The following is a 25,539-nucleotide window of genomic DNA, read 5'->3' as shown; positions in this document are numbered from 1 at the left end:
ATCCATGTTTATTGGTTTAATTTTTGCCGATATTCATTGATTTCGATTAAGGCGTGACGAAGTCAAAACGTTGATGACAGCCTTCGCAGTAGTTCTCAGACTCTTTATGTTGGTGGTGACAATAATTACAGTTCGTTTCGGTATCGAAGTGACGGTTTTTATGAGGGTTTGTTGGCTCAAAGTCAGCCGTTGCTTCTGCTAAATCAGCAGTGTCATGACATGCTAAGCACTTAGTTATGCGAACTTCTTCTTTCTTACTTTTGGCATGACAATCATTACACACAAGCCCTGCATTTTTGTGGGTGACTTCTAGTAGTTGCGCGTCATTAGCCATTGCATTACTGGCCAAGAAGCTGAATGCAAGAGAAAATATAATGTTGTGGATAGTTAAGTTTTTCATTGCTTTATTCCATGATTTCATTTTGGAAGGCTGCCTGAATAACAGGCATTCACTTTGTTGTCGTTATGGCGCTTATAGCTTGGCAACGTATTTGCCTGCTAAATAACCAAAGGTGTAGCAGCGACCAAGTGATAGACCGAAAACAGTGAGTGGGTAATCAACGCCACCGTAGAAGCCGCCACCTAAATTACCGATGACGAATAGACCACCAATTTTGTTACCGTCAGCATCTAGTGCCTGGTGGTTTTTATCGACTAACATTCCTGAGCAAATGGTGGAAACACGCATACGGCGGTGAATGCCATAGAAAGGAGCTTTAACAATCGGCAGCATTTTAGATGAAGGTTTGCCAAAATCGTCATCTTGCCCTGTTTTGCATAGCTCGTTATAACGCTTAACATTGGCAACGAATGTTTTAGGATCACATTCCAGTTTGACTGCTAACTCTTCCAATGTATTTGCTGAGTAAGTGTTTGTGAGTGAGGCGTAAACCCCTTTTTTCTCGGCTGGGTCTTCAGGCATGTATTTTTTCATTTGCTCTGGAGAATAAAGTTTGCCCGGCCAATCAGCAGCTTGTTCCATGTAGTTAGCGTCAAATACTTGCGAGTAATGACCTGCATTTTCTTCATCACGTAAGTAGTTGTTCATCAATGACATTGCTACGGTTTCATTGACGAAACGATTGCCTTTACGGTTAACCGCAAGGAAAGGCATATCACACATTGAAGCTGGGCCTGCATCAAAATCGTGCAGCATTTTAGTGTGTCCTACAGGCTCGATTACGCCGCCAGCCCAATAGGCCATAGAGAAACCATCACCGTTACGATCCATTTGCTTACGTTCAAAGTTCTTTAAGTCAGGGATAAAGAAGTCACACATTGCTTTGTTGTTCTGGTAGTCACCAGCAGACAAAATCACGCCTTTTTTAGCCATAAACTTGTGGTAAGAACCGTCACGATTCTGAGCGATGACACCAATCACCTTGCCTGATGCATCTTGGATCAGTTGGTTTGCTGGCGTATTGAAGAAAAACTCTACTCCTGCTTTCTCGGCTGTCTTAGCAAGATCACGCATGCCGTCACCAGTGGTGTATGGCTTAGGCCCAAAATATGAGGTCACAAAGTTAAGTTTGTGTTCAGTTACACCATGAATACCATGCTGTGGGCCAGTACCTTGATCGACAACTTGTGCGCCGCCCTTTTTAGCGCGATCAATAACCCAAGATACGGCTTCGCCTGAGTTATAAGCCCACTCTCTTAATAGCTCTGGGCTGCAGCGATGTGCACTGTCACTCATAAGACGGGCAACCATAGCTTCAACACCTGCTTTATCACAGTTCGCCAAATCAAGGCCTGAGCCAGTATTCCCTTGAGAAACAACAATGGATTGTTTTTGTAGTACCGCAACTTTAGCGCCATTCTCAGCAGCCGATAGCGCAGCAGGTACACCTGAAGCACCAGCGCCGACAACAACAACATCGAATGTTTGTGTAGAAGAAATTTGACTATCTTTGATTGGTTTTGGCTTCGGCATGAAGTCTAGAACAGCACCACCATCAGAACTTTTTGCGAGATTTTCTGTATCACTCGCCGTGGCTGCTTCCGCACTAGCACTTGATAAACCCGTAAATGCGACTGCACCAGTTCCCATTGCTGCTCGGGACAGAAAGCTTCGGCGCGAAATACCATGCTGCAAAACGTGACTCGTATATTGATCCATGACTTTGGTTTCTGGTGATTTGTTTTTACTCATTTTCCTACTCCTTTGCCCTAGCGGCTTAGGGTGATGACCACACCGCTAACAGCGCACTTGAACTTCTACCTGCTTAGTGAATTAGGGTTTGCGGTAGCTTGATATTGGCCAAACTTCTTTCCGCTTTACCAATTGTCAAATGTATGACGTTTGATTGGTGAAATGTATGATATTTAATTTTGTAAGTACATAATGTTGAGTTAAAGTTGTAAAAAGGGTCACAGATTCAGTTTTTTTCAGTGTGAGTTCACTAAAATAAAATTTGATTAACATTAACTGGAGTTAGGGTGTTGTTTTTATAAACACAACTGGGTAGGAAGTACTCACTTAGTAACAATATTGATAGTGGGATAAGCGGTTGAGAACACTGCTCAATAACAATGGGTGTGATACTATTAATCATTAAAATATTTTAAGGGTTTGTCTTGAGTAACTTTAAACCAATCAAGCAAGTAAAGGCCTCTGATGAGGTTTTCAATCAATTAAAATCTGCCATTTTTGATGGTCAGTATTGTGCTGGTGACAAGCTACCTTCAGAGCGAGAGCTGATTGAAACCTTTAGTGTTAGCAGAACGGTCATTAGGGAATCATTTAAAGCGTTAGAAGCCAATGGTTTGATTGAAATTAAACAAGGGGCAACAGGTGGCGCATTTGTTAAACAAATGACCTTTGAGCGCTTAACCTCGGCGACGAAAGATTTGTTTTTTCTTAACCAAATGTCGTTTAGGGAAATTTGCGAAGCGAGGCTTGAAATTGAGCCAATGGTGGCCCGTTTGGCAGCTGAGCATTGTACTGAAGAGCATAAAGCCTTGTTGTTAGATGCCTGTGCACACGAAAGTGACTCATTACAATATCCTGAAACGGTGCTGTTAAGAAGCCAAGTTCACTACATACTGGCTGACATGTGTGGCAATCGTTTTTTGACTGCAATTGATAAATCTTTGATTCAGTTGGTTGGGAGGATTGCACATAAATTTCAACCTGATACAGACAAGATTCATCCAGCAGGTATGCATGATGATTTGGTTCAAGCTGTGATCAATAAAGATGGTGATACTGCTGAGAAGCTAATGCATTTTCACTTAAAAGACTTTTTAGATATTTTGCAAAAGATTGAATCAGATTTCAGAGAAAGTCATAGTTAACCCTTCTTATTCAGTCTGATTTCAAACACTAAGTGATTATTTACTATCACTTAGTGCTCTACTGCCAACTCACTTAATCTTGACTATTGTTAAAGAGAAACCAAGCGTCTCATTATGGTTAAAGCCATTGAGTCGTGTGAAGGGCACCGCCTCAATCTAGACTTGAACAGTCGTTCATTGTAAAATTGAATTAGGTGCTTTATGCGCCATGTAATCATCCCATTGTAAGGACGTATTGTGCTTAAGGTGTTGTTTTGTCTTTGTCGGCCTTTAACTAACTGCCACCCATTAATTGCGCTGAGAAAAGTATTATGAGTAAACCTGCCAAATTTAACCGTGAAGAGACCATTCAAAAAGCGGCCAATTTATATTGGCAAAAAGGCTTTCACGCTACATCGATGCGTAACCTTCAAGAAGTGATTGATATGCGTCCTGGCAGTATCTATGCAAGCTTTGGTAGCAAAGAAGGGCTATTTAAAGAAGCACTACAGCACTATGCAACATCAGGTATTGTTCAGTTAAACCAGTGTATCGCCGATAATGATTCTCCTATTGCAGCGCTTAAACAATTTGTTGAAACTGCTGTGCTGGCTAATCGTAATTGTGCCCCGAGTGGCATGTGTATGCTTGTTAAAACGGTGGCGGAATTGACTGACGAAAATGCAGATTTACTTGAACAAGCAAAGCGGTCATTAGTGATGGTTGAGACAGCATTTGCCGAGTTATTGGCGCAAGCACAAGTGCAAGGTGAAGTAGACACTCAGCAGACACCTCAAGCACTGGCACGTTTTTTACAAATACAGATTATTGGTATTCGTACGTATGCCCATGCCAACAGCGACGATAATACGATTCAGGATTTTATCGACGCAATTTTCAGTAATCCGCCTTTAGCCATGCAGAGTTAATAGGACTTTTCATCGTTGAAGCGATGTTATTGAAGGTGCTGTTATGAAAAGCTCAGCTATTTACTGAATACATGTCATTAAAGGGTAAGGAGTGAGGAAGGTGAAAGAAAATCTAAAACGGCCAGACATCACCTTGGCTTTTGATGTGTATGGCACCTTAATTAATACTCATGGCGTGTTAATCCTGCTCGAGACAATGATAGGCGACAAGGCTAAAGCCTTTTCCACTCGTTGGCGTGAAAAGCAATTAGAGTATTCCTTTCGTCGCGGGTTGATGAAAAACTATGTTCCTTTTAGTGACTGTACCCGCCAAGCACTTGAATATACCTGCGATTATTATCAAATTTCCTTATCTACTGAACAAAAAAATGCGCTGATGGAGTGTTATAAAACCTTACCCAGCTTTGAAGATGTTAAGCCTGCCTTGATAGCATTGAAAGCCCAGGGTTATCGTATGTTTGCTTTTTCAAATGGCACTAAGCGTGCCGTTGAAACATTACTGCATGCTGCGGGAATAGATGCATTGTTTGAAGGGGTCGTCAGTGCTGACGAGATAAAAACGTTTAAGCCTAACCCAGATATTTACCAACACTTTTTACAGGCAACTGAGTCGAAGGCAAGTGATACTTGGCTGATATCAAGTAATCCGTTTGATGTGATTGGTGCAATAGCGACGGGGCTTAAAGCGGCATGGATTAAGCGAACTGAAGGCGCTGTATTTGACCCGTGGGAAATGCAGCCTAACGTGATTGTTGCTGATTTACAGCTGCTTGATTCTGCAGTTAACGAGTGTGTTAAATAGGTGCAAAGCTAACTCGTAAGCGAGCTGATAACTAGGTTGTTATTAACGAGTAATATACGATAATCACTGATAATAAGTCACTGATAGTAAGTAACTAGTAATAAGTAACTAGTAATAAGTAACTAGTAATAAGTAACTAGTAATAAGTAACTGGTAATAAGTAACTGGTAATAAGTAACTGGTAGTAAATAAAATAACTGGTAGTAAATAAAATAACTGATAGTAAATAAAATAACTGATAGTAATTGAAGCCTTAGTAGAATTAAGCAACTCGCTTTTTATTTTTAAGCATTTCTTGATCGGCTTTATCGAGTAAATCAGTAAAACTGGCATGTAAATCGACTTCGATACTACCAATAGAGACTGAATACTCAGGTAAATGTTTCGCGCGTTTCGCGCAGCAAAAACCAACTTCTAAACGTTGCTTGAAGGCAACGAGATCGGATTCACGCTCTAACATAACTAGTGCGACAAATTCATCCCCGCCAATACGGCCAATCACATCACTTTGACGCACGGTATTCTGTAATACTGTGCCAATGTGCTTAATCATATCGTCACCCGTTTTATGGCCATATTGGTCATTAATAAGCTTAAAGTTATCGACATCTAAGTAGCAAAGTCCCAGCTTAGCTTGGTTACGTTTGGCTAGCGCAATACGTTGCTGACTCAGGGTTTCAAAGCCACGGCGATTATTAATGCCTGATAAAGGATCTGTAATCGCCAGTTGCTGCATTTGGCCGTATAAATCGATTAAGGCGAGATCAGATTCAAGAATGTCTTTTAATTGTTCAATAAGCTCTAAGTAACTGTCCTCATATTCTGTTTGCTTATAATCCATGACACAGAATGTTCCGAAAGGGTGCCCGTCAGGCCAAAAAACGGGGACGCCCAAATAAGACGTAAAGCCATCGTTGTGGACTTCTGGGTTGGTATCCCAACAAGGGTCTATCGGGGCATTGGGCACATATAGCGGATTGCCAGTTTCAACGATACGGCGACAGAAAATATTGGCTTCGGGTTCTATGACAATGCCTGCTGCATAGGGATTACTGTCTTGCTGACTTGAGATAGTGACTTGAAAGCCATCATCAGGGGTAAACTGAACTAAAAAACCGGCAGGAGCATGAAATACCTTAGCAAGTAAGTTGACCGTTTTCTGCCACTTATCTAATGATATGAGCTCATTAGGATTATCAAGAAGGAATGTTTTGGGATCAAATATTGGTTTTTTTTTATTCATTGATAAACCCATTATGCTTTTTCAATGAATTAATTATAGTTCAAGATTTCAGATTCGAGGTATTGCCAGTCAGCGCGAGCGTTGAGACAAGGATTTGAATATAAACCGTGAAGGCAAATCTATATAACTTTTTGTCGCTCAATAGATTTGCCGAACACAGACGTCATGTAGAGTAACGATGACAAGTTAGTTAGCGGACTCTTCAAGTAACTGAGCCAGCACTTGCTTATAAGAGTCAACAGGGTGCGCACCGTTTAGCGCGCTGGTGCGGTTAAATACCACAGTGGGAACAGATGAACTACCCGCCGCTGTCCATCGGCCTTTTTCCATGTTGATGCGCGTTCGCACCTCAGGGTTATCCAGTAGCGCCATTGCTTCATCAACTTGTAAACCGACAGCGGCTAACTCTTTAGCCAACACTGCTCTGTCTGAGATATCTTTATGTTCAGTGAAGTAGGCAGAAAATAATCTTAGCTTGAGCTGGGTTTGCTTATCGAATTGTTTGGCATAATCTAACAATATGTGCGCATCGAAGGTATTCACTATGTGCATGTTATCGCCAAAGTTAAATTCAAAACCTAACTCGGCGCCACGAGCGGTAATATTGGCGCGGGCTTGGTCACTCTCTTCGCGGCTCGAACCATATTTGCGTGCCACGTGAGCACGTAACTCTTCACCTTCTGGTGGCATGTTTGGGTTAAGTTCAAACGGTTGCCACTCAATATCGACTTTATCTGCAATATCCAGCTCGCGAATCGCTTGTTGTAAGCTTTGATAACCAACAATGCACCATGGACAAACAACATCTGACACGATATCGAGTTTAATTTTATCTGACATGCTTAGCCTTGTTTTTGTGGTGATGAAACGCAAACCAGCGAAAGCAGATAGTGCTTTCGCTAGTGCTATGTTTTACTTGTTATCTTGCCATGCAAATGGCTGAAATGGCGCATCTACTGGAGTATGTGCAATGTGATTAACGTAGTTGCTGATCACTTTTTGCGACAAACCTAGAATAATTTCCAGTAACTGTTGTTGACCATAACCTGCCGCAAAGAAGGCGTCCATTTCTGCATCGGACAATAAACCACGTTTACGAACCATGAGTAATGTGGTGTCGTGCAGTGCTTGTAACTTTTCAGTTGGCATAGCAGTGCGGTTTCTTAGTGCTTCGGTTAATCCACTATCAACCTTCATCATTCCTGCAATAGCGGTATGTGCTGGGACACAATATGTGCAGCCATGCTCAACATTAATGGTTTGCCACACTACGGTAAGCTCTTCGGCGTTAAATGATGAGTTAGTAAATAGTTTATGCAGCTCTTGATATGCCTCAAATGTTGCAGGAGACTCAGCCAGCACACCATGTAGGTTGGGGATCATGCCGTTAGCTTTTTTAGATTGCGCTAAGAAATCTTTACTTGCTTCAGGTGCTGTTGCTAGGTTGTGGATAGTAAACTTGCTCATGGTGCTCTCCAGAATTTATATCATTCAAATGTGTTTAATTAATTCAAATATTATTAGCAGTAATACACCATGTTGTTGGCGTACATTTGCTTGGCTTGGTTAAAATATAGAATGAATTGAACGGTCGTTCAAGTTTTATTTTGAACAATTGTTCAAATTGGTGGGGTTATTTTCCTAAGGCTATGAAAAAATAAAATAATTATTTTTAGAAGAGTATTTCAGGAATGGTTTTGAAATAGGTTGGTGAAGCTGCTTGGAGCGTAGTGTCAGTCCGAAAGGAGAATTTAATTTTGCAGTTTTTTACAAGGCAGGCGGTCGATGAATTAGTCTTATATCAGTTAAAAACTAAGTGGTATTGGACAATAGGTGCCAATAAAAAAGCCCAGTTACACCGGGCTTTTTTGTGGTTAAAACAGGATGTTTTAGATCGCGGATTGGCGAGAACTAGCCGATCCGCGGGCCATTCTTGATGGCGACCGAACGAGCCAGAATCCCTAACGTTGTCCCGTTATGCAATAAAGCACTCATGGTTGGATTAAGCCAGCCAAGTGCAGCAGCGAGCATAATGCCACTGTTGACGTATTCAGCGACTTTTATGTTGCTGTTGATCATCTTCATTGCGATTTGAGACAGCTGATAGGTTTCAGCAACACCGTATAACCTATCTTGCAGTAACACGACATCGGCAGCTTGTCTGGCAAGCTCTGTGCCTTTGCACATGGCTACACCAACGTTAGCTTTGGTCAGGGCTGGAGCATCATTGACGCCATCACCCACAAACATCACTTTATGGCCTTGTTGTTGTAAAGACTCAATGATGGTGGACTTGGTTTCAGGTGTCGCTTCGGCAAACACTTTATCTAATTTAAGATCATCGCCCAGCATATTGGCTTTATAAACACTGTCGCCAGAAATCATCATTAAATGCTTGATACCAAGTTGCCTTAAGTCCTCAAGGGTTTGATGAACATCTTCACGTAAGTGATCTCTAAGGCCAATCATTCCCATCAGTTCGCCTTGATGAGAGATGAAAATTAAATGACGCCCTTTGGCTTCATATTGACGAATTTCTTCTTCATAGATCTCAAAGTTGACGTTTTCATGTGACTCTAGGAAATGACGGCTGCCCATAACAAGGCAGTGTTCATTGACTGTACTTTTAAGACCATGAGCAATGACATATTCGACTTCACCGTGATCAATATGGGGTAGTTGATGATGTTTGGCAGCATTCACTACCGCTTGTGAAAGCGGGTGGTTACTGTGTTCTTCAACTGATGCGGCAATGGCCAATAAATCTCGAGCGCAGTGTTCACCTTGGCAATTGAATGGCACCACGTCGGTGACCTCCATATCGCCATGGGTTAAGGTGCCAGTTTTATCGAATACACACACATCGACTTCGGCTAGCTTTTCAATGGCGCTACCGCCTTTGAGTAAGATGCCTTGCTGAGCGGCGCGGTACATAATGGACTTGAACGTCACTGGTGTACTGAGTTTTAGCGCACAGGAGTAATCGACCAAAAAGACAGATGCGACACGATTAATATCTTGAGTCAGTGCAAATACTGCAGCACCGATCCCTAAGGTAATTTTTACGCGGCGATTCGCCATGTCTTGGGTGACTTGCTGGATCTCGCTTTTTTCGCTCAGAGAGTCGTAAATCAGTTGGGCAATTTTAGCTGTAGTCGCTTCACTACCGACCTTATCAACTCTGACCTTAATCGTGCCTTCATGCACGCTAGAACCTGAATACACAACGGCATCGAGTTCTCGTCGAATAGGAACACTTTCACCCGTCAACGCTGACTGATTAATTAGCGCAGCGCCATCAATGACAACGCCATCAATCGGAACAGGGTCACCTGGAACTAATTCGATAATGTCGTTCACCGCAAGTTCAGTTGAGCTCACCTGCAAGCGAGTGCCATCAGGCATGATCTGCCAAACGATAGACTCTTGTGGGATCATCAAATCAGCGAGCAACTTGTCACTTTTACGACAGGTTTCTTGCTCCATGAATTCGCCAAGACTAATCAGCGTTTGGGTCATCATCGCAGTGCGATAATCTCCGCGATAGGCTGATAAACCTACGGCGATAGCATCAAGCACTTCAACTGATACACGTTTTTGCTTCAGCTCTGAAATGCCTTCAGCAAGGGTCGGTGCTATCAGAGTGGCAGTGGTCAAAGCCCCCCATTTATTAGGCAGCAAAGCCGCTGATAAAGTACCAATGACATTCATGGCAATGTCACCACGAGTAAATTGGTGTTCAGACTCTTCAAGCTCAGCTTCGCTAAGATCAATCTGGGTTAGCCTAGCCTCGATAGTGTGAGGCTCAAGCAAGTTGTCATCGTAATCAATCACAATCGAGTGAGCGGCTTCATTGACCCGCACAGCACTGACGCCTTGGATCACCATGACGCTTTTTTTGATCCACTCGCCAGTATCTTCAAGCTTGGTTGCGCGATTGAGCTTGAAGCGTATACGACCCGGAATATGGTGCTTAATTCGCAACGGGATCATTATTCACCTTTATGCAGATTACGGTAATAATCTAACTCAGCTTGGGTGTCTTCTAAGCGCTCTTTAAGCTCTTCAACTTCTCCGCGAACTGTAGACCAGGCTTTTTCGCCGGTTGATGCCACGCTTTGTTGCACCTTTTTATTGCTGATCAAATACGCCACGGCAGCGCCTGCGGCTAATCCCATCATAAAGTGGGTTTTGGTGTTTTGTGCTTTATATGGTGCAGCGTTTTCAGTCGGAGCAGACTGTGCCTGTTGAGCCTGACCTGCTGGGCCATAACCGTAACCATAGCCATAAGGAGGATAATTATTCATGGTGATTTTTTCCTGAAAATTGATCGACGAGGTAAAGTCCCGCTGCGCCTGCAGCCAAAATCGTCATTAATGACAAGACTGGACGGCCAGCCATTTTACCAGCAGCATAAGTGGTGAGCCCACTGATTGCCGCCGCTTGAATGGCTGATTTAGTCGCCTTAGACACCATCATTTCTGCTTCTATCTCACCTTGTTTGTAAGATTTCCACTGGGTAGCGACCGAGGCGCCACCGCCTACCATGGCACCGACAAGCAAAGCACGGCTGGCAGGGCTTAGTTGGCTGTATGTATTACTCATGCTGGTTTCATTTCATCTGATGATTGCGTTGCTAGCACTGGTGCTTCTTCAGTTGGAGCTGGCTCTGCTTCAGCAGTCGCTTCTTCAGCTGGTGCTTGATAATGACGCTCTACCGATGCTTGAAAACCTTCTTTACCCGCACTGTAGGTGTCTTTAAAGATTTCACTGCTGTTAGTCACGTTTTCTTTAACGCTACTCGCTGTTTGGCTTGCGGTTTCTTTTACTTTACCGCCACCCGTTTTGAGCATGTCACCTGCGCCAGATACTACGTCCATTAACTTGCCACGGACTTTATCATTGCTAAGTAATAATGCGGCTGCAGCGCCAATCATTGCGCCTTTCCAAAATTCTTTATCGTTCATACCTAAGCTTCCTAATATGTCTTTAAACATGCCTGCGTCTTCACCTAATGCTTGTTCGAGCATGGCTTGCGCCTGTTCCATAAATGGATCGTTTTGCTCTGCATTTGCGTCAGCTTCTGACTGAGGTGGCATGTTAGGGTGAGGATAATATGCGGGGGGCATCATGTGCGGTTGTGACCACATTGGATGATGTTGCGCATAGGGTGAGTGATAGTGTGGATGCCCGTGTGGGCCATTAAATCCTGGGTGCATATGCGGATGGTTATGCTGCATGCCTTGATGCATGCCCGGATGCATATGAGCATGAGGGTGTTGCATGTGAGGGTAGCCTGCATTTGGCGGCATACCGTAACCATAACCTGGAGGCATATGTGATTGGTAAGGATTCATTTCTGGTGGTACTTGAGCCTGCTGTGGCTGAGCTTGCGGATTTTGCTCTTGTTGAGGGACGCTTTGATTGTCGCCTTGTTGAGCATACTGTGGGGCATAACCCTCGGATGTGTATTTATGGCTCATGTTCTAATTCCTTCGGCATTTAAGTACTGAGCAAGGGCGAAATAAGCGTGTTCTGCCTGCTCATCTGTTCCTGCGAAAAGATCATCAACCAGCTCAGGTTTGACGAGATTGGCGTTGTATTCAATGACGATGCTACCAGTCGATTTATTGATCTTATAACTGACAAAAGCGGGTACTTGAGCAATCACATCGTCAACATTTTGCAAATTAAACTGCATCAGGTGTGACATGATCCCAAGCTTGTATTTGAGACGAATTCGGCCGGGAATATGATGAGCTATCATGACCCAGCGTCTCATTTTGATAACTTTGTTTAGATATTTGTCCATTCGAGCATTATACGAACCGAAAATCTTGAGTTATTTGTTTGAGATCACGTTTGAGTGAATTTTTATGGCAGGGATCGTTTATCATCCGTTTAAATTTGAAGTTGAGCGAAAAAGTGCTGTAGGGAGTGGTATTAAGTTGATGATATTGAATGCTTTAATCAATTTATGCTGAAACAAACTTGGTTTTGTAAGTTTTGTAAAGATTGTGCGGAAAAGGGGTGTGTTATTGAAGCAAGCAGAACAGAGATAAAGAAATAATGTTTGAAGGTCAAAAATGTGATCGAGTGCTTTACGTACAATTGCTGTCAGTGATAACATTAGTGTAATGATAATGATTATCAATTATAGAGGTGTGCGATGAGTGTTTATGTTCATAAAACAAAGCAAAGATTAAGAGTGAGATCTGAATATATTCGCCACAATAAAGATCAAGTTGTTGAGCTTATTGAGCAGCTAAATGAAATTGATGCTATCAAACATATTAAACACCAATGCCATGCTGGTTCAGTTGCAATTACCTTTGATGATAATGAGCTTGATTGTGAAAGCTTGTTAGAAATTCTAGAAAGTCATGATTGGCTAGTTGAAAGCGGTAAGTCATCATTCGTTGAGAGTGCTGTTATTGCGGGTACTAAAACGCTAGTAAAAGGAATGGCAGGTATTGCATTATCTCGCCTCGTTGGGCCATCAATCAGCCGCGTCATTCTAAGCGTTTAATGGGTTATTAATTCAGATTAAATTTTTTCATCGCACATTTACAATTCCCCCCAGCGAGTGCTGGACAGCGTTTACAAGGTGGCGTTTTTAGCGGCAGTTGCGCAATCGAACGTGGCTGAATTTGGACGGCGTTTGTCGCTGCTGGTTTTGCTGTAGAGATAGGCATTTTTACGCGGCTAACAGGCGCAATATGAGATGGCTGCCCACTGTCATTAAACCATGATAAAACTGGATTGAGTGGCTGAATAAGTTCCGATACAACATTACCAACAACTTGTCCTGACAACTGATTAAGCTCTTGCTTTAGTTGCGGATTAAGCAAGGTGACTTTACTGGTGTTTGCCGTTAACGCATTCAATTGCTTTAATGACTTATTGGTCAATTTTTTTGACTTCTTCTTTAGCTTTTTTAGCGCGCTTTTTGAACTCACTGTAATGCCTACTACGTCATGGACTTGATGATAAAATAGCAAAATTTACAACGTAAATAAATATTATTCTCATTTAGTTGTGGTTTTTTTATACTTGCTAAGGTTATTCATTCCAGAACATTTTATAAATTGACTCCCTAAGTTGGACTAATTAGGTCATTATTAGTCACACATCGAATTAAATTAACGGTAATTTCATGTCTTTAACCAAACAATTGGCGCTATTTGTTGATGTCGTTCAGCAAGGCTCGTTTACCAAGGCTGCAACTTTGCATGACATGGACAATTCGTTGCTGTCTAAACAGATTAAAAAATTAGAAACGGAACTTGGTGTGCAGTTATTGAATCGTTCAACACGTTCGTTTTCATTAACCTCTGCTGGAGAAGAGATTCTAGCCCAAGCGCTGCAACTCACCGATACCTTATCGCAAATTCAAAATATTGCAGATTCATACCAGTCAAAGCCTAAAGGGATAATTCGAATCACTTCTGGGATCTATTTTGGCCAATTGTATTTGCAGCCAGTGATATCTCGTTTTATGAAGCGATACCCTGAGGTAAAAGTGACTTTAAATTTAGATGATAAACGCACTGATATCATCTCTGATCATTTTGATGTGGCATTTCGAGTTGGCAAACTCACTGAGTCGAATCTAATTGCACGGAAAATTGCTAAAACTCACTTTGCCATTGTGGCGTCAGAATGTTTTATTCAAGAACATGGCATGCCTATGACACCAGAAGAGCTAATTCAACTGCCCGCAGTGGTCTACGGCAATGGTAACGTGAATTTAGATCAGATGTGCTTAACTGAAACACCCCATGGCGATTTGTATAAAATGTATAAAATGCGTGGTAATTATAAAGTCAGTGATGTGCGAACGTTAATCGATGCAGTTAAGTCTGGACTCGGTTACAGCTTGATTGATTTGTTTAATTTAGAAGAGCCTATCGCGCAATCTAAGTTAGTACCATTACTGACTAACTATGGTTTATCAACGATGGATACAGGCATATATGCGGTATACCCACATCGAAAACAGACCTTATTAGTCAGTGAGTTTATTAAGGCGGTGCAAGAATATATTGGTACACCGCCATTTTGGCTTGATCATGTGCCTGATTTTAAAAATATGTATAAATAATTAAATCAGCACCAAGTTCATGCGTTAATTTCAGTGACAAAGTTCATGTATTGATTCATGTCACCCACTACTGCTTGTTCCATTAATGCCCCCGTCACTTTTGAGTATGGTTGGTTAAAATGGATATCCCAAACGTCAGACTCTTTGCGCCAATGCTCGTACACAGCAATCGTATTGTCATCACCTTCTACAGTGTATAAATCAAATAGTAAGTTACCTGGCTCAGTTCGAGTATGGTTAATATGTTGCTCAAATTGAGTCAGTAATTGCTGACGCATTTGTGGATTTATTTTGAAAATAAAGATGATAATAAACACCTCATCTTCTGGATTTGCTGGTTTTAGAGCAACGGGGACTGGGTTTGTTTCACCCAAATTAAACAGCTCAACAGGCTTATCGAGTGCAGAGTCAAATAACGCAATCATGTCAGCAGTATAAGGCATGGCCATATGTTGTTCTAATGCTTGTTGGTTTGCCCAGCGCTCATAAGCAAAAAAGACATTTGGGTTGTTATTATCCACAAATATGGACATTTCTATATTGCCAGCCTCATTGGTCGTGCCGCGTTTATTAGTCACTAAGGCTGCTTTAAACTCAGTTTGGTATTCTGGTTTTACAGTGAACTTTATGATTTGATTTAACATGGTCTGCTCCTATCGCCGCATAATAAGCATACTAGTACGGCGTTTGTGGGATATTGGGTGAAGTGTCAAAGTTATACCGATAAGGAGTTCTAAAAACCTTCTAATACAATCTTACCTTTGGCTGTTCGGGTCTCGAGTAACTGATGCGCTTTGCGAAGGTTTTCAGCATTAATTTTGCCAAAGTTATTGCCAACAGTCGTTTTTAATACATTGTCATCAATGAGCTTTGCGACAGCATTGAGTAACTCATGTTGGGCTTGCATATCTTCAGTTTGAAACAGTGAACGAGTAAACATTAGCTCCCAATGCACTGAAATCGACTTCATTTGAAATGGCACAATATCGAGCGTTGCAGGATCATCAATCAAGCCAAATTTACCCTGAGGTTTAAGTACTTTCTCAATTTCGACGAGGTGCTGCTCGGTATTATTAAGACTGACAACATAATCCACAGCAGGTAGTGAGTAAGCTGTAAATTCATCACTTAATGGGTTGCGATGATTGATAATATGGTCTGCACCTAAATCTTCTAACCATGAAACAGTTTCAGGTCGAGATGCGGTCGCAATAACTTCAAGGTTGGTTAACTGCTTTATAAGCTGAACCATCACAGAGCCGACACCACCCGCTGCGCCAATAACTAAGATACGTTTTTTAGATGATGTACCGGCGAGCGATTGCGCTATCTGCAAACGGTCAAATAACAATTCCCAAGCAGTAATTGTGGTTAACGGTAAAGCTGCTGCTTCTGGGTATGAAAGTGAGTGGGGCATATGACCCACAATGCGTTCATCAACTAATTGATACTCAGCGTTACTGCCTGTTCGAGTCACATCTCCTGCATACCAAACTTTATCTCCCGCTTTAAATAAACTGACTTTATCGCCTACAGCTTTAACAACACCAGCAGCATCCCAACCGAGCACATTCCACTCGTTAGTTTCAGCAGGTTTATTTAGGCGAACTTTATAGTCGGCAGGGTTAACAGACACGGCTTTCACTTCTACTAAAATGTCGTGACCACTCACTGTGGGAGTCGCTAACTCAATATCTTGTAGTGAGTTAATATCTGTGACGGGTAGGTTGTGTTGATATCCGATGGCTTTCATTATTTAGCTCCAATGTCTGTTCGATGGAGCCATAATGACGTGTTTGTGTATGTTGAAAAAGAGACATAACGACCAATTATTATGGACTAAAATGTCCTTAATGCTAGCCTGTCCTTGGTCTTTTAAACCTCAATTTAAATGCAAGTGTAAAAATAAATTACAAAAAAGCCCCGCTGTTTGCGGGGCTTGAGGCATCACTTGCTATTTACTCTTCAGCTTCAGATGAAGCAGTTTCAGGGTAAAGCTTGTTCCACCATTGTGGTTCATCTTTAAGGTGTAAATCGAACCATGCTAATGTTGCATCCCACCAATCAAAACGTGCTTGGCGACCATTAATATGGTGGTCTTGGCCGTTGAACTCTATCAGTTCAACGGGCTTATCAAGCATCTTTAATGCGGTATACATGTAGTGGCTTTCGCCTACAGGAACGTTGGTGTCAGCATTGCCGTGCAGCAGTAACATTGGCGTGTTGATTTTGTCTGCGTTATACAGCGGGCTGTGTTCAACATACAAATCACGGTTATTCCAAGGGAAACTGCCTTTACTGGCAACGCCCGAATAACCGTAACCCCACCAACCATGGCCCCAGTAAGCTGATAAATTACTGATCCCAGCATGTGCCATTGAAGCGGCAAAAATGTCAGTTTTAGTGGCTAAATACATGGTCATAAAGCCGCCGTAAGAGGCGCCCATGTTACCCACACGTTTAGGGTCGACAAAGTTATGTGCCTTCAAGAAGGCTTGTGTACCTTCGATAATGTCATCAGCGCTGTAGTCGCCCCAAGCGTTAACGTGACGACCACTAAACGCTTGACCGTAACCTGTTGCACCATTGGGTTGTAGTACATACACGACATAACCTTTCGCAGCCCATAGGTTAAATGGCCAACGACCAGTAAAGTTACGGGTTACTGGCGATGTACCGCCATAGTAATAAACAAGTGCTGGGTATTGTTTATTGGCGTCAAAATCAACAGGCAGATAGACACGGCCATCAATGTAATGGCCATGTTTGTTGGTAAAATCAAAATCTTGAATATCACCTAAGCGTGTATCAGCATAACTGGCTGCTTGGCTATCAAATAGCAGTGACTTTTTACCCGATTTCATCAAGTAAGCTTTTTGTGGCACGGTGGCAGAGGTGCCAGCATAAGCAATAACAGGTTTTGATAAGTCGCTGGCTACGCTGAAGCGATTAACCATATCCATGCCTGCATTAATTTTATTAAAGCGCTTTTTGCTAATATCGAACAAATATAATTGGCCACGGTCGCCTTCGCCAACGCGCAATACTAAGTCATCATTACTCAGTTTTGCTGCGCCGCCAATAGCAGGATCAAAGTCTTTGCTGAGAGCGGTGACTTTACCTTCGTTACTACGCCAGTAAAGCTGACCATCATAGTTATTGACAACCACGCTAGTGTCTTGAACCCCTAGACCGTTCATAAAATCAGGCCCGGCCATGATGTACATTCCATCATCAGTATAAGTGGCTGAATTGAAAGTACGGTATTCACCAATGAGCTTTTCAGATAGGTCTTTTATATTGAGCTCAACCAGTTGAGTTAACCCATGAGCAGGTTCTTTATAATCAACAGGTGAACGAGTCAGCAGTAGTGTTTCTTTATCGGCATGACTGTCGAGCAAGTAGCTGCTGAGTTTGTCATTGGTTAACTGGCGAATGAAGCCTGATTTAACATCTAATTGATAAATTTGGCTGTTGTTACGCCAGTAACTCCATCTATCTTGCAGGGCTTGGAAGCGTTTATTGGTTGCTTTCTCGTCTGCTTTATAGGGCTTCTCCCAGCTAAATAGTAAGTTATCGCCGTACCATTGAAGGCCCGAGACGTTTTCCATGTCATTAGCGAGGATATCAAGGTTAATGCCATCTACAGTGAGCAGTTGTATTTGATTGTCGGCAACAAAAGCCAATTGTTTGCTGTTATTTGCCCAAGCGGCACTTGCTGGAGCACTGTGCTGCCAACGATAAAGCACATCTTTACTTGAGGTACTGATTAACTCGGTGACACTGACAGGTTTATTGTCATTATTGGCCGGATAATGGCTTTTGCTTTGGAGTAAGTATTTGCCATTTGGTGATAGGTTCAGACTCGTGACGACTTCAGAGTCAAACAACTGCTCAGGAGACACTCGATGGGTTTTAGTTGCTGTAAAACTCGGATTATCAACATCTGACTTACCTTGCCAGTCAATACTGAACTCAGATTCATCATCACTGCCATCGGCTAAAATCATGAATTGATAATCGCCACTTTGCAGTGCGATTTCAGCTTTAGCAGATGCTTCAAGTAGCACACCGTTAAGGTATATCTGCGGCTCATTAAGGCCTGAAACCGTTAATGTACCTCGGGTAAATCGCTCTGCACTAAGCTGGACTTTATAGCCAACCCAACCGGCTGCTGTTTTAGTATCAACAGCTTGCCATTGGTAGCTTTTACCAAAAATATCGATATCACTATTAGCAGACAAGCTTGATGCAAGGTTGGCTCTTAGAGCATCACTGTGACTGCCAGCCGATAAAGATTGTGAGGTGGGAATGGCGACAGGGCCAAATTGTTGAATATGACTATGGTCGATTTCTGCGCTGTGGCTGAATCCTGAAAACGCCAAAGCGATACTGGCACAAACCAGTGAAAGTGCTTTCATGGGGCATCCTTGTTGTTATTAATTCTTTGCTTGAATATAAACCCAATTTTTAGCCATACAGTGTGTCAAATATTGTCCAGATATGCACCTGATTTTACTGAATAGATGATGGGGGTTTGCAAAGGAATGTGTCAGTAATGACTGACACATTCTTTTAATTATTGAAGTGGAATGCGGTAGATGTCGGCGTCATTGATCCCTTGCATACTGACAATTAAACTGTCGTCTTTACCTGATGCCAAACTGCGTTCATTACGAATACTCATTGCAGGGAGCTTAAAGGCTGTGGTGACTATACCTTGTGAATCTAATGCTCGGATAAGGTCATTTTCATCACTTCGCTCAAGGAAATATAAGGTGTTATTTTGGTAGAAAAAGCTGCCCCAGTCTTTTGCTCGCAGGCTGTCATTCACTTTATCGTGTTGATTCGTTTGTCGGTTCCAATAATAGATCCCCGACACATTATCTAAGGTGTAATACAGGCCATTATTATCATCTTCAATGGCGTATTTGATGTTTTGTTTCAGTAATAACTCAACTTTATTGGTGGCTAAATTGTAATTGTATAACCCCCAATCTCCATCAACAAAAGATGAGTAATAGATGTTGTTGCCATCGGTAGAAAAAGAAGCATAACGAACATTGCCTTTGACAGGCTCTATTTTAGCTAAGGAGTTGTTTTGAGTGTCACCCAGATATAGCTCATTATATTCAAGCCCTTTGGTTCTAATGGGTGCTACATATAACGAGCTAACTGGCGAAGGCGCAGGAATGGTTACCATGCCAATATTATCGGTGAGCATGATATTGTCACTTTGCTGCTTTAACCACAGCTCCCAATCACCTGAGCGGTTTGATAGAAACAGCAGCTCATCAGTGGCAGGTAAGTATTGACCGTATAAATCCCGAGATGAAGAGATAAGTTGCCTGATAATACTGCCATCTATCAGCGAGCGATGAGTGATATGTTCCTGCGAGATATGACGCGCATAATACAGGCTATTGCTAGTTTCACTTATTGTAATGCTGCTGATGGTTTCATCTTGATGAAAGCTTGTTAACGCTTGTGACTCAACATTATATTGTTGGATGACGAAATCAGCTTCTCTGAGCGCGGTAAAATACAGTTGATTACTGCTGTGCTCCCAATCTAAGCCGATGACTAATGTCTCGTCACTGATAATGGTGGTTTCGCTGTCATCTGAGAGTGAGTAGAGTAAAATTTTTGCAATCATATTCTCTTGAGAACGCATTACAGCCAATTGTGAAGCATCTGCTGACCACGTCATCATTAAGTCATGCTCTCCAGGGGATGGCGATGTTAAAGCTTGCACTTCATTACTATTAAAATGATACAGGTGAATAACAGAGCGATCATCAACAGCCTTTGAATACGCTAAAGTGCTGCCCTCTGGTGACCATTCAAGGCTATGCAAATACCCTTTACTAACACATCCTGAGTCGAGCTGTTTGTCTTGATTACTGATTAAATCCCTTACATGGACAAAGCACTGGTTATCGCTGGTGGTTCGAAGGTAGGCGAGTGATTGTCCATCAGGAGACCAGCTTGGCACCGCTTCTGTGTCATGACTCATTGATATCTGTCTTAATGGTGCTGACTCATCTTGTAAATCTTTGATGTACAAATGTCCTTTAGCACCTTCTTTGCGCCACTGAAAAGCCATTAATCGACCATCAGGCGAAATAGCTGGCCGCTCTTCAACACCTTCAAAATTAGTAATTCTTTCAGGTGCGACATTGATTCTTGTTGGTGGCGTGGTTAATTCCGTCGCTTTTTGGTTAATAAAAAAAGCTAAACAACTTATAAATAGCACTGTAAGCGCGATAAAAGCGGGCTTTTTATGGTCACTCTTTTGTTGGCTTTTAATGGTTGCTGACGTTATAGGAGTAGGGGAGATAAGTAATTGGTAACCGACTTTATTGACGGTTTTAAAGTAGTCCTCAGGCTGTTCTCCGAGTTCAGAAAATGATTTTCTTAGTTGCCATATGGCATTGCCTGTCCCACGCTTTCCTACCTCAATATTACCTTGCCAAACCTGTTCGATAGCTTGTTCTTTAGTCACGGTTTGAGCAGGGTGCTGAATCAACAATTTTAAAAACTCGAACACCTTGGCTGGCAAGGAAACGGTGTTATTTTGAGCTGTAATAGTCATGTCATAACAATTAATGACACATTGACCAAGTTGATATCGTTGATGAGGAAGTGAAATCATTGCTGCAGAATAAACTCCTGAGTTTTGTTTTTATTATTATGTTTTCAGTTGAATATAGCGTTTGTTGTAGTGTAAACCTGCGAAATATCGGACTAATGCATGATAGGCATCGGTATATAGTCGATAGCTAACATAACTGATTTATTGATTAAGTGAACAAGCTATGAGTTTTGGAATAAGCCAATAAATGAGGTGGTGATGGGATTTTTTATTAAGATTCAAGTGGTTATGGTTTGTTTGTGGTTTGTTAAATTATTGTTTCAATTTGTATCTTTTGTGGGCGGAAATACTCACTTGGCTAGTGGCATTATTGCCAATTTTAAAGCTCTCAAGTGGAAGTATCTATCGGCAGATAAAAATCAATAAAAATGCGCTAAGGTTTTTAATTCTTAGCGCATTTTATTTTAATGATAAATCCAGACTCTAGATTGAGCTAAAAAGACTGACTCAACATACCCTAGATACTTAATCGGTTATTTATTCATTTTGCGTCTAAACCCAAGTAATGCCAGTAAACTTAAGCTTAAGAAACCTAAGCTACCGCCATCATCGTCATTATTTGGCTCTGGTGCGGCTTCTACAACTGGTGCATTAATGGTCATCGTAAAGCTGGCTTCGGTTTTATTGACCATGTCATCAGCTGTTACAACCACCTCATAAGTCCCAGCAGCTGCAGTACCAGTAATCATACCTGTTTTACTGTCGATACTGATGCCTTCAGGTAGACCCGTCGCGCTAAATGTCAGTGCATCACCTTCAGCGTCGCTGAAATACATTGAGGCATCAATTTCAGCCGATTGTTGATCCTCCATGGTGACTGCTGGCATTTCAGCGACAATTACTGGCGCAATATCATTAACGTTATTAATGTTAATCGTCACTGTCGATACCGCAGTGTATGCGTTACCTTGATAGCCAATGACTTCTAAGTCATAGCTCATGTGGCCTGCATCATAGTCGATAGCATCAGGGTTGTTGACGGTGATTTCTCCGTTATTTGCAATCGAGAAAGGATCGCCTGGAATTGCTTGTGCTAATGCCAGTGTATATGGGGACCATTCAGCTTCGTATTGACCATTAGCAAAAAAGGTTTCTGCATCGAGTTCAACATGGGCAACCACTTCACCCATCTCTGCATCTTCATTTATGCTGTGACTTTGGCCGTCCTTTGGATGTGGAATAAAGGCATAATCACCTTGGCCCATAGGCGTCGCCATTGCCCAGTTATTTTCAAGACTTATGAGTAACATACCGTCATTTTGACAGCCACCTCCACCAAAACCGAAAGAGAAATTACACTCACTTGCCATCGCAAGTTCGGCTGTTTCGCCAGCGGCTAGAGTGACCATCGGGCTGTAATCTTTGGCTTCACCTTCTTCCACTAAGCGAGAGATTAATGGTAGTCCACCATCTTTACTTTGTGTTTCGACCATTTCGCCGGTAAACCAGTCGAAATACTCAGTTGTGGTTGTCTTACCATATTGGACTGGATTAAACAGAATAATGGGTTCACCAAGGTTAGCCAAAGCGTCGCGGTCGGTGCCAAAAAGCCAGCCTTGATTTTGGTCAAAGTCCTCTAGGCTTGCCATGCTTTCGCCGTGATATAACTCATCAACACAGTATTGCGCGATAAAGTTTTGGCCATGACCTGTGACATACGTTGGTAAGCTTGATTTTGTGTAGCGACCATAGTGATCTGTCCAGTCGTACTCTTTATTAAAATCAATGTAGTACGCATGTGGCTGACCATTTTCATCAACTTCAATAAAACCACTCATGACCATTTGAGTCGCTTCATCCCAAGCATAAGGGTCGCCATTGACTGCTTTATCGAGTTCGTTGTCGATAACAAACTGCTCTTGGTAAGTACTCCAATAGACAAGTGCAGCGCCCGCTTTGTCGAAATGGTTCGCCATCCCGACATCATTTGGTTCAAAGAAGCGGCCAGCAACAACCATTTTTTTACCTGACGAACACATCGCTTCATCATAAATACCACCAGCAACCGTGTTGAGCATATTACCTTTGGTATGCTCTTTACCAACATTGATGTTGGGTTGATGTTTCATGGCAGGAAATACGGCAAACGTTGTTTCTGTTTCACTGTCATTGGTAAATTGCTGTGCATAAGCACCAGCTGTTTCGCTAAATTTTTGAGTAAACTCAGTACCGTATATTTCTTCATACGTATCAAAGTGACGGGTGATAGAAGTTTTCGCGCGTGGTTTGGCAAGCCAATTCACACTCAGTGTTGGTAGTTCTTCAGCCATCAATTGTAGCTGCCCCGAAAGCTCGATTTTTTGCCAGTTGTCGATGGATAAATCGCTGCCCATTTTCATCGGCCAGTTAGCCAGTTTGGTGTAATCAACAACCATAGTGACAGGGAAGACGACCGTTTGTCCTGCTGGAATGCTAATATTGGCTGGATGCTCCCAAGTCAGCGCCATGTCGCCATCTTTGCCCATGCTTGTTAGGGCAACATCGTATGTGACGGTTTCTTCTGAAAGGTTTTTTAACTGCACTTCTTTGGTATAACGCTGCGTGCCAGTGCCTTCTGAAAAGCCAAAACTGAGGTTAGGCTGATATGAGCCTTTTTCCCAGGCTACGGCTGCAGAAGCTAATGCGTCTTCAAGGTTTTCAGCGCCACTACCAATAAGCGTTAATTCGCCTTGTTTGTTGTTTAGGTCCATGACTTTGTTGTTGGCAGTATTCATAAGCAGTGCTTTGATTTCAGCCATAGACAATGAAGGGCGTTTTGATTTTAATACCGCAGCGGCAGCAGCCATGCGGGCTGCTGCCATGACAGTGTCAGATTGGGTGTCCATTTCATCACCACCACCCACAACGGCGACTTCGATATCTTCAGCGTAGCTGACCATATCAGGTTTACTGAATGTTGATGCACCACGAACTGGGCCATATGGGGTCTTTTCTGTGACCATCATATTGCCTTCTTCGTCAGCAACCATGCCACCAACCGTTAATGCACTCGGCGCGGCGCCGCGCCATGTCATATTAAAACTATTGTCGTACCATTCTCCGCCATTACCAGCGTTAACCACCACTAAGCTACCTAATGCCGAAGCCATTTCAATCGCATAAGCTTCAATTACTGCACCTGATACACCATCATCATGTTCAGCATAAAATGCATTACCACCTAATGAATCTACGACGATGATATCTGCTCGATCATCAAAGCTACCGTCTTGGTTTGGATCGAGAGCATATTCTAATGCCATCATAAAAGTGCTTGAGGTTTCTGATGACAAGCTATAGCCATAACCATATGGATCTGACACATTCGAGGTTTTGTAAGCAGCAATTTTTGCTGCAGGAGCAAGAGCATGAACAACACTGGCAAGGCGAGTACCGTGACCAGTATTATGGGTAGCTCCGTCGTAATCACGGGTAAAATAGATATTCTGATCGATTGGATTTGGATCGAGCCCCCAGCCTGCATCACTGGCTAAATCCATCCCTTCAACAACCACATCAGTTGGGAATCCGTCAAAAGCATTAATTGAATTTTCCATTGCTGCGGCATAGGTTTCTGTCTTGCCGTCGCCACCTAGCCCTGTGTGGGTGTAATCCACACCACTACCAATGATAGCGACTTTAACACCTTCACCTGCAGTCATATCATCTGATAAAGCAGGCGCAGATGCTGGAGTGATAGAGTTAACCGAAGGGCTTGTTGCTGTACGAAGTGCATTTGTTGGCACACTAATAGGTGCTGTAGCGACAACAACGGCTTGTACACCATCAAGTTGTTTAATTTTTTCAATATAGCTGCTGTCGGCTTGTACTCGAATAAAGTTACTTACGAGTTTGGAACCAGGAAGCGTCTTGATATTGCCATCAAGCGCCAAAATATCACTGATCACATTTTTTTGGCTTGCTTCTACCTGTTGTAGGCTTTTTGCGAACTTGGCTTTGTTATTGATAGTTGCTTTGGTTAATGAGCCAGTATCAGATAAGTAAACAAACAAGGTAGCGTTTTCAGTTTGTTTTACTGATGAAGAATAGGTGGACAATACATCCGTTTGGTTGGTTGCATAAACAGCGGCAGGCATGATGGATGCGAGTGCAATACACGTCGCTAATTTTGACTTTTTAAATGACATTGGCTTTCCCTTCAATTTATCGTTTTATTGTTTTTGTTTCACTTGAGTCGCCTGACTCTGGGGCTTATTAAGTCAGGTGAGTTATCTGCTCAACACTTGTACTTAAGGACTCGTACATAAGGTTTTCAGTGAAACCCAACAAAACCTCAAGTAAATGGCTGTTGATTTTGTTTCTTTTATCTTTCATTAAGTTTTCATTTTCTTTTAAAACAATGAGATAGGTTTATTGTTTTGCCATCGATATGATGAGGTAAATCATCATCCAGTCATAAATCGATGATATAGAGCTCATTTTGAGAGAAAGACTTATTGTTGATACATTTAGATACAGGTTGTATTTATAAATAATTGAAAAATAAGTAATTGAAATAAAATTGAAGCTTAAATGAAATGGAATAGTCGC

At 42.2% G+C, this 25,539-nt stretch carries 21 protein-coding genes; 5 read left to right on the top strand and 16 right to left on the bottom strand.

The annotated features are described in order from the left end of the window. Positions 1–46 precede the first annotated feature (46 nt). Both K5Q58_RS03235 and K5Q58_RS03230 read right to left on the bottom strand, forming a co-directional pair. Positions 47–400, bottom strand: coding sequence for a cytochrome c3 family protein (locus K5Q58_RS03235; protein WP_220752434.1), 354 nt, complete (start codon positions 398–400; stop codon positions 47–49). Positions 401–472: 72 nt separating this feature from the next. After that, complete coding sequence (locus tag K5Q58_RS03230) at positions 473–2,152, bottom strand: FAD-binding protein (RefSeq protein ID WP_220752433.1); 1,680 nt, start codon at positions 2,150–2,152, stop codon at positions 473–475. A gap of 425 nt (positions 2,153–2,577) precedes the next feature. Here K5Q58_RS03230 and K5Q58_RS03225 point away from each other — a divergent pair, with 425 nt between their 5' ends. The 3 genes from K5Q58_RS03225 to K5Q58_RS03215 all read left to right on the top strand — a co-directional run bounded on the left by K5Q58_RS03225 (position 2,578) and on the right by K5Q58_RS03215 (position 5,007). Further along, complete coding sequence (locus K5Q58_RS03225) at positions 2,578–3,297, top strand: FadR/GntR family transcriptional regulator (RefSeq protein WP_220752432.1); 720 nt, start codon at positions 2,578–2,580, stop codon at positions 3,295–3,297. A gap of 311 nt (positions 3,298–3,608) precedes the next feature. Next, a complete protein-coding gene (locus K5Q58_RS03220; RefSeq protein ID WP_220752431.1) occupies positions 3,609–4,205 on the top strand; it encodes a TetR/AcrR family transcriptional regulator in 597 nt (198 codons plus the stop codon). 100 nt (positions 4,206–4,305) lie between these two features. After that, positions 4,306–5,007, top strand: a complete 702-nt coding sequence (locus K5Q58_RS03215; RefSeq protein ID WP_259651212.1) for a haloacid dehalogenase type II — start codon at positions 4,306–4,308, stop codon at positions 5,005–5,007. 262 nt (positions 5,008–5,269) lie between these two features. On the opposite strand, the gene K5Q58_RS03210 is transcribed toward K5Q58_RS03215, so the two are convergent. The 8 genes from K5Q58_RS03210 to K5Q58_RS03175 form a co-directional block, all read right to left on the bottom strand. Beyond that, positions 5,270–6,250, bottom strand: a complete 981-nt coding sequence (locus tag K5Q58_RS03210) for a sensor domain-containing diguanylate cyclase (protein WP_220752430.1) — start codon at positions 6,248–6,250, stop codon at positions 5,270–5,272. A gap of 186 nt (positions 6,251–6,436) precedes the next feature. Then, complete coding sequence (locus K5Q58_RS03205; RefSeq protein WP_220752429.1) at positions 6,437–7,090, bottom strand: DsbA family oxidoreductase; 654 nt, start codon at positions 7,088–7,090, stop codon at positions 6,437–6,439. Between the two features lie 72 nt (positions 7,091–7,162). After that, entirely contained in the window at positions 7,163–7,717 is a 555-nt protein-coding gene (locus K5Q58_RS03200) for a carboxymuconolactone decarboxylase family protein (RefSeq protein WP_220752428.1), read from the bottom strand. Between the two features lie 444 nt (positions 7,718–8,161). Continuing rightward, the gene (locus tag K5Q58_RS03195) at positions 8,162–10,243 is read right to left on the bottom strand and encodes a heavy metal translocating P-type ATPase (RefSeq protein WP_220752427.1); all 2,082 of its coding nucleotides are present in this window, start codon (positions 10,241–10,243) and stop codon (positions 8,162–8,164) included. Beyond that, positions 10,243–10,557, bottom strand: a complete 315-nt coding sequence (locus K5Q58_RS03190; RefSeq protein ID WP_055025539.1) for a YtxH domain-containing protein — start codon at positions 10,555–10,557, stop codon at positions 10,243–10,245. Before K5Q58_RS03190 ends, K5Q58_RS03195 begins: the two co-directional genes overlap by 1 nt. Beyond that, a complete protein-coding gene (locus K5Q58_RS03185; protein ID WP_055025538.1) occupies positions 10,550–10,855 on the bottom strand; it encodes a magnetosome protein MamC in 306 nt (101 codons plus the stop codon). The genes K5Q58_RS03190 and K5Q58_RS03185 overlap by 8 nt, the downstream gene beginning before the upstream one ends. Next, the gene (locus tag K5Q58_RS03180) at positions 10,852–11,733 is read right to left on the bottom strand and encodes a YtxH domain-containing protein (RefSeq protein ID WP_220752426.1); all 882 of its coding nucleotides are present in this window, start codon (positions 11,731–11,733) and stop codon (positions 10,852–10,854) included. The genes K5Q58_RS03185 and K5Q58_RS03180 overlap by 4 nt, the downstream gene beginning before the upstream one ends. Then, entirely contained in the window at positions 11,730–12,032 is a 303-nt protein-coding gene (locus K5Q58_RS03175) for an HMA2 domain-containing protein (protein WP_144430204.1), read from the bottom strand. The genes K5Q58_RS03180 and K5Q58_RS03175 overlap by 4 nt, the downstream gene beginning before the upstream one ends. A 387-nt stretch (positions 12,033–12,419) precedes the next feature. On the opposite strand from K5Q58_RS03175, the gene K5Q58_RS03170 reads away from it, so the two are divergent. Continuing rightward, positions 12,420–12,779, top strand: coding sequence for an HMA2 domain-containing protein (locus K5Q58_RS03170; RefSeq protein ID WP_065110374.1), 360 nt, complete (start codon positions 12,420–12,422; stop codon positions 12,777–12,779). A 7-nt stretch (positions 12,780–12,786) separates the two neighbouring features. Here the strand turns inward: K5Q58_RS03170 and K5Q58_RS03165 are convergent, their stop codons facing one another. Next, positions 12,787–13,209 carry a hypothetical protein gene (locus K5Q58_RS03165; RefSeq protein WP_080917065.1) on the bottom strand — a complete coding sequence of 141 codons (423 nt, stop codon included), beginning with the start codon at positions 13,207–13,209 and terminating at the stop codon, positions 12,787–12,789. A 197-nt stretch (positions 13,210–13,406) separates the two neighbouring features. Between K5Q58_RS03165 and K5Q58_RS03160 the strand changes: the two genes are divergently transcribed. Further along, positions 13,407–14,354, top strand: coding sequence for a LysR family transcriptional regulator (locus tag K5Q58_RS03160; protein ID WP_220752425.1), 948 nt, complete (start codon positions 13,407–13,409; stop codon positions 14,352–14,354). A 17-nt stretch (positions 14,355–14,371) separates the two neighbouring features. Here K5Q58_RS03160 and K5Q58_RS03155 read toward each other — a convergent pair whose 3' ends face one another. The 5 genes from K5Q58_RS03155 to K5Q58_RS03135 all read right to left on the bottom strand — a co-directional run bounded on the left by K5Q58_RS03155 (position 14,372) and on the right by K5Q58_RS03135 (position 25,136). Next, positions 14,372–14,998 (bottom strand): putative quinol monooxygenase, encoded by a 627-nt coding sequence (locus tag K5Q58_RS03155; protein WP_220752424.1) that lies wholly within the window; start codon positions 14,996–14,998, stop codon positions 14,372–14,374. Between the two features lie 89 nt (positions 14,999–15,087). After that, entirely contained in the window at positions 15,088–16,107 is a 1,020-nt protein-coding gene (locus K5Q58_RS03150; protein ID WP_220752422.1) for a zinc-binding alcohol dehydrogenase family protein, read from the bottom strand. Between the two features lie 205 nt (positions 16,108–16,312). After that, positions 16,313–18,775 carry a S9 family peptidase gene (locus K5Q58_RS03145; protein WP_220752420.1) on the bottom strand — a complete coding sequence of 821 codons (2,463 nt, stop codon included), beginning with the start codon at positions 18,773–18,775 and terminating at the stop codon, positions 16,313–16,315. 158 nt (positions 18,776–18,933) lie between these two features. Continuing rightward, positions 18,934–21,009 (bottom strand): winged helix-turn-helix domain-containing protein, encoded by a 2,076-nt coding sequence (locus K5Q58_RS03140; RefSeq protein WP_220752418.1) that lies wholly within the window; start codon positions 21,007–21,009, stop codon positions 18,934–18,936. Positions 21,010–21,482: 473 nt separating this feature from the next. After that, positions 21,483–25,136: a S8 family serine peptidase gene (locus tag K5Q58_RS03135; protein ID WP_220752416.1), complete on the bottom strand. Its 3,654-nt coding sequence runs from the start codon at positions 25,134–25,136 to the stop codon at positions 21,483–21,485. Positions 25,137–25,539: the final 403 nt, after the last annotated feature.

Source organism: Shewanella sp. KT0246, assembly GCF_019654955.1.
In the GTDB taxonomy this organism is placed as follows: Bacteria; Pseudomonadota; Gammaproteobacteria; order Enterobacterales; family Shewanellaceae; genus Shewanella; species Shewanella goraebulensis.
The sequence above is the reverse complement of the archived record's forward strand: the minus strand, read 5'-3'. Positions and strand labels throughout refer to the sequence as shown.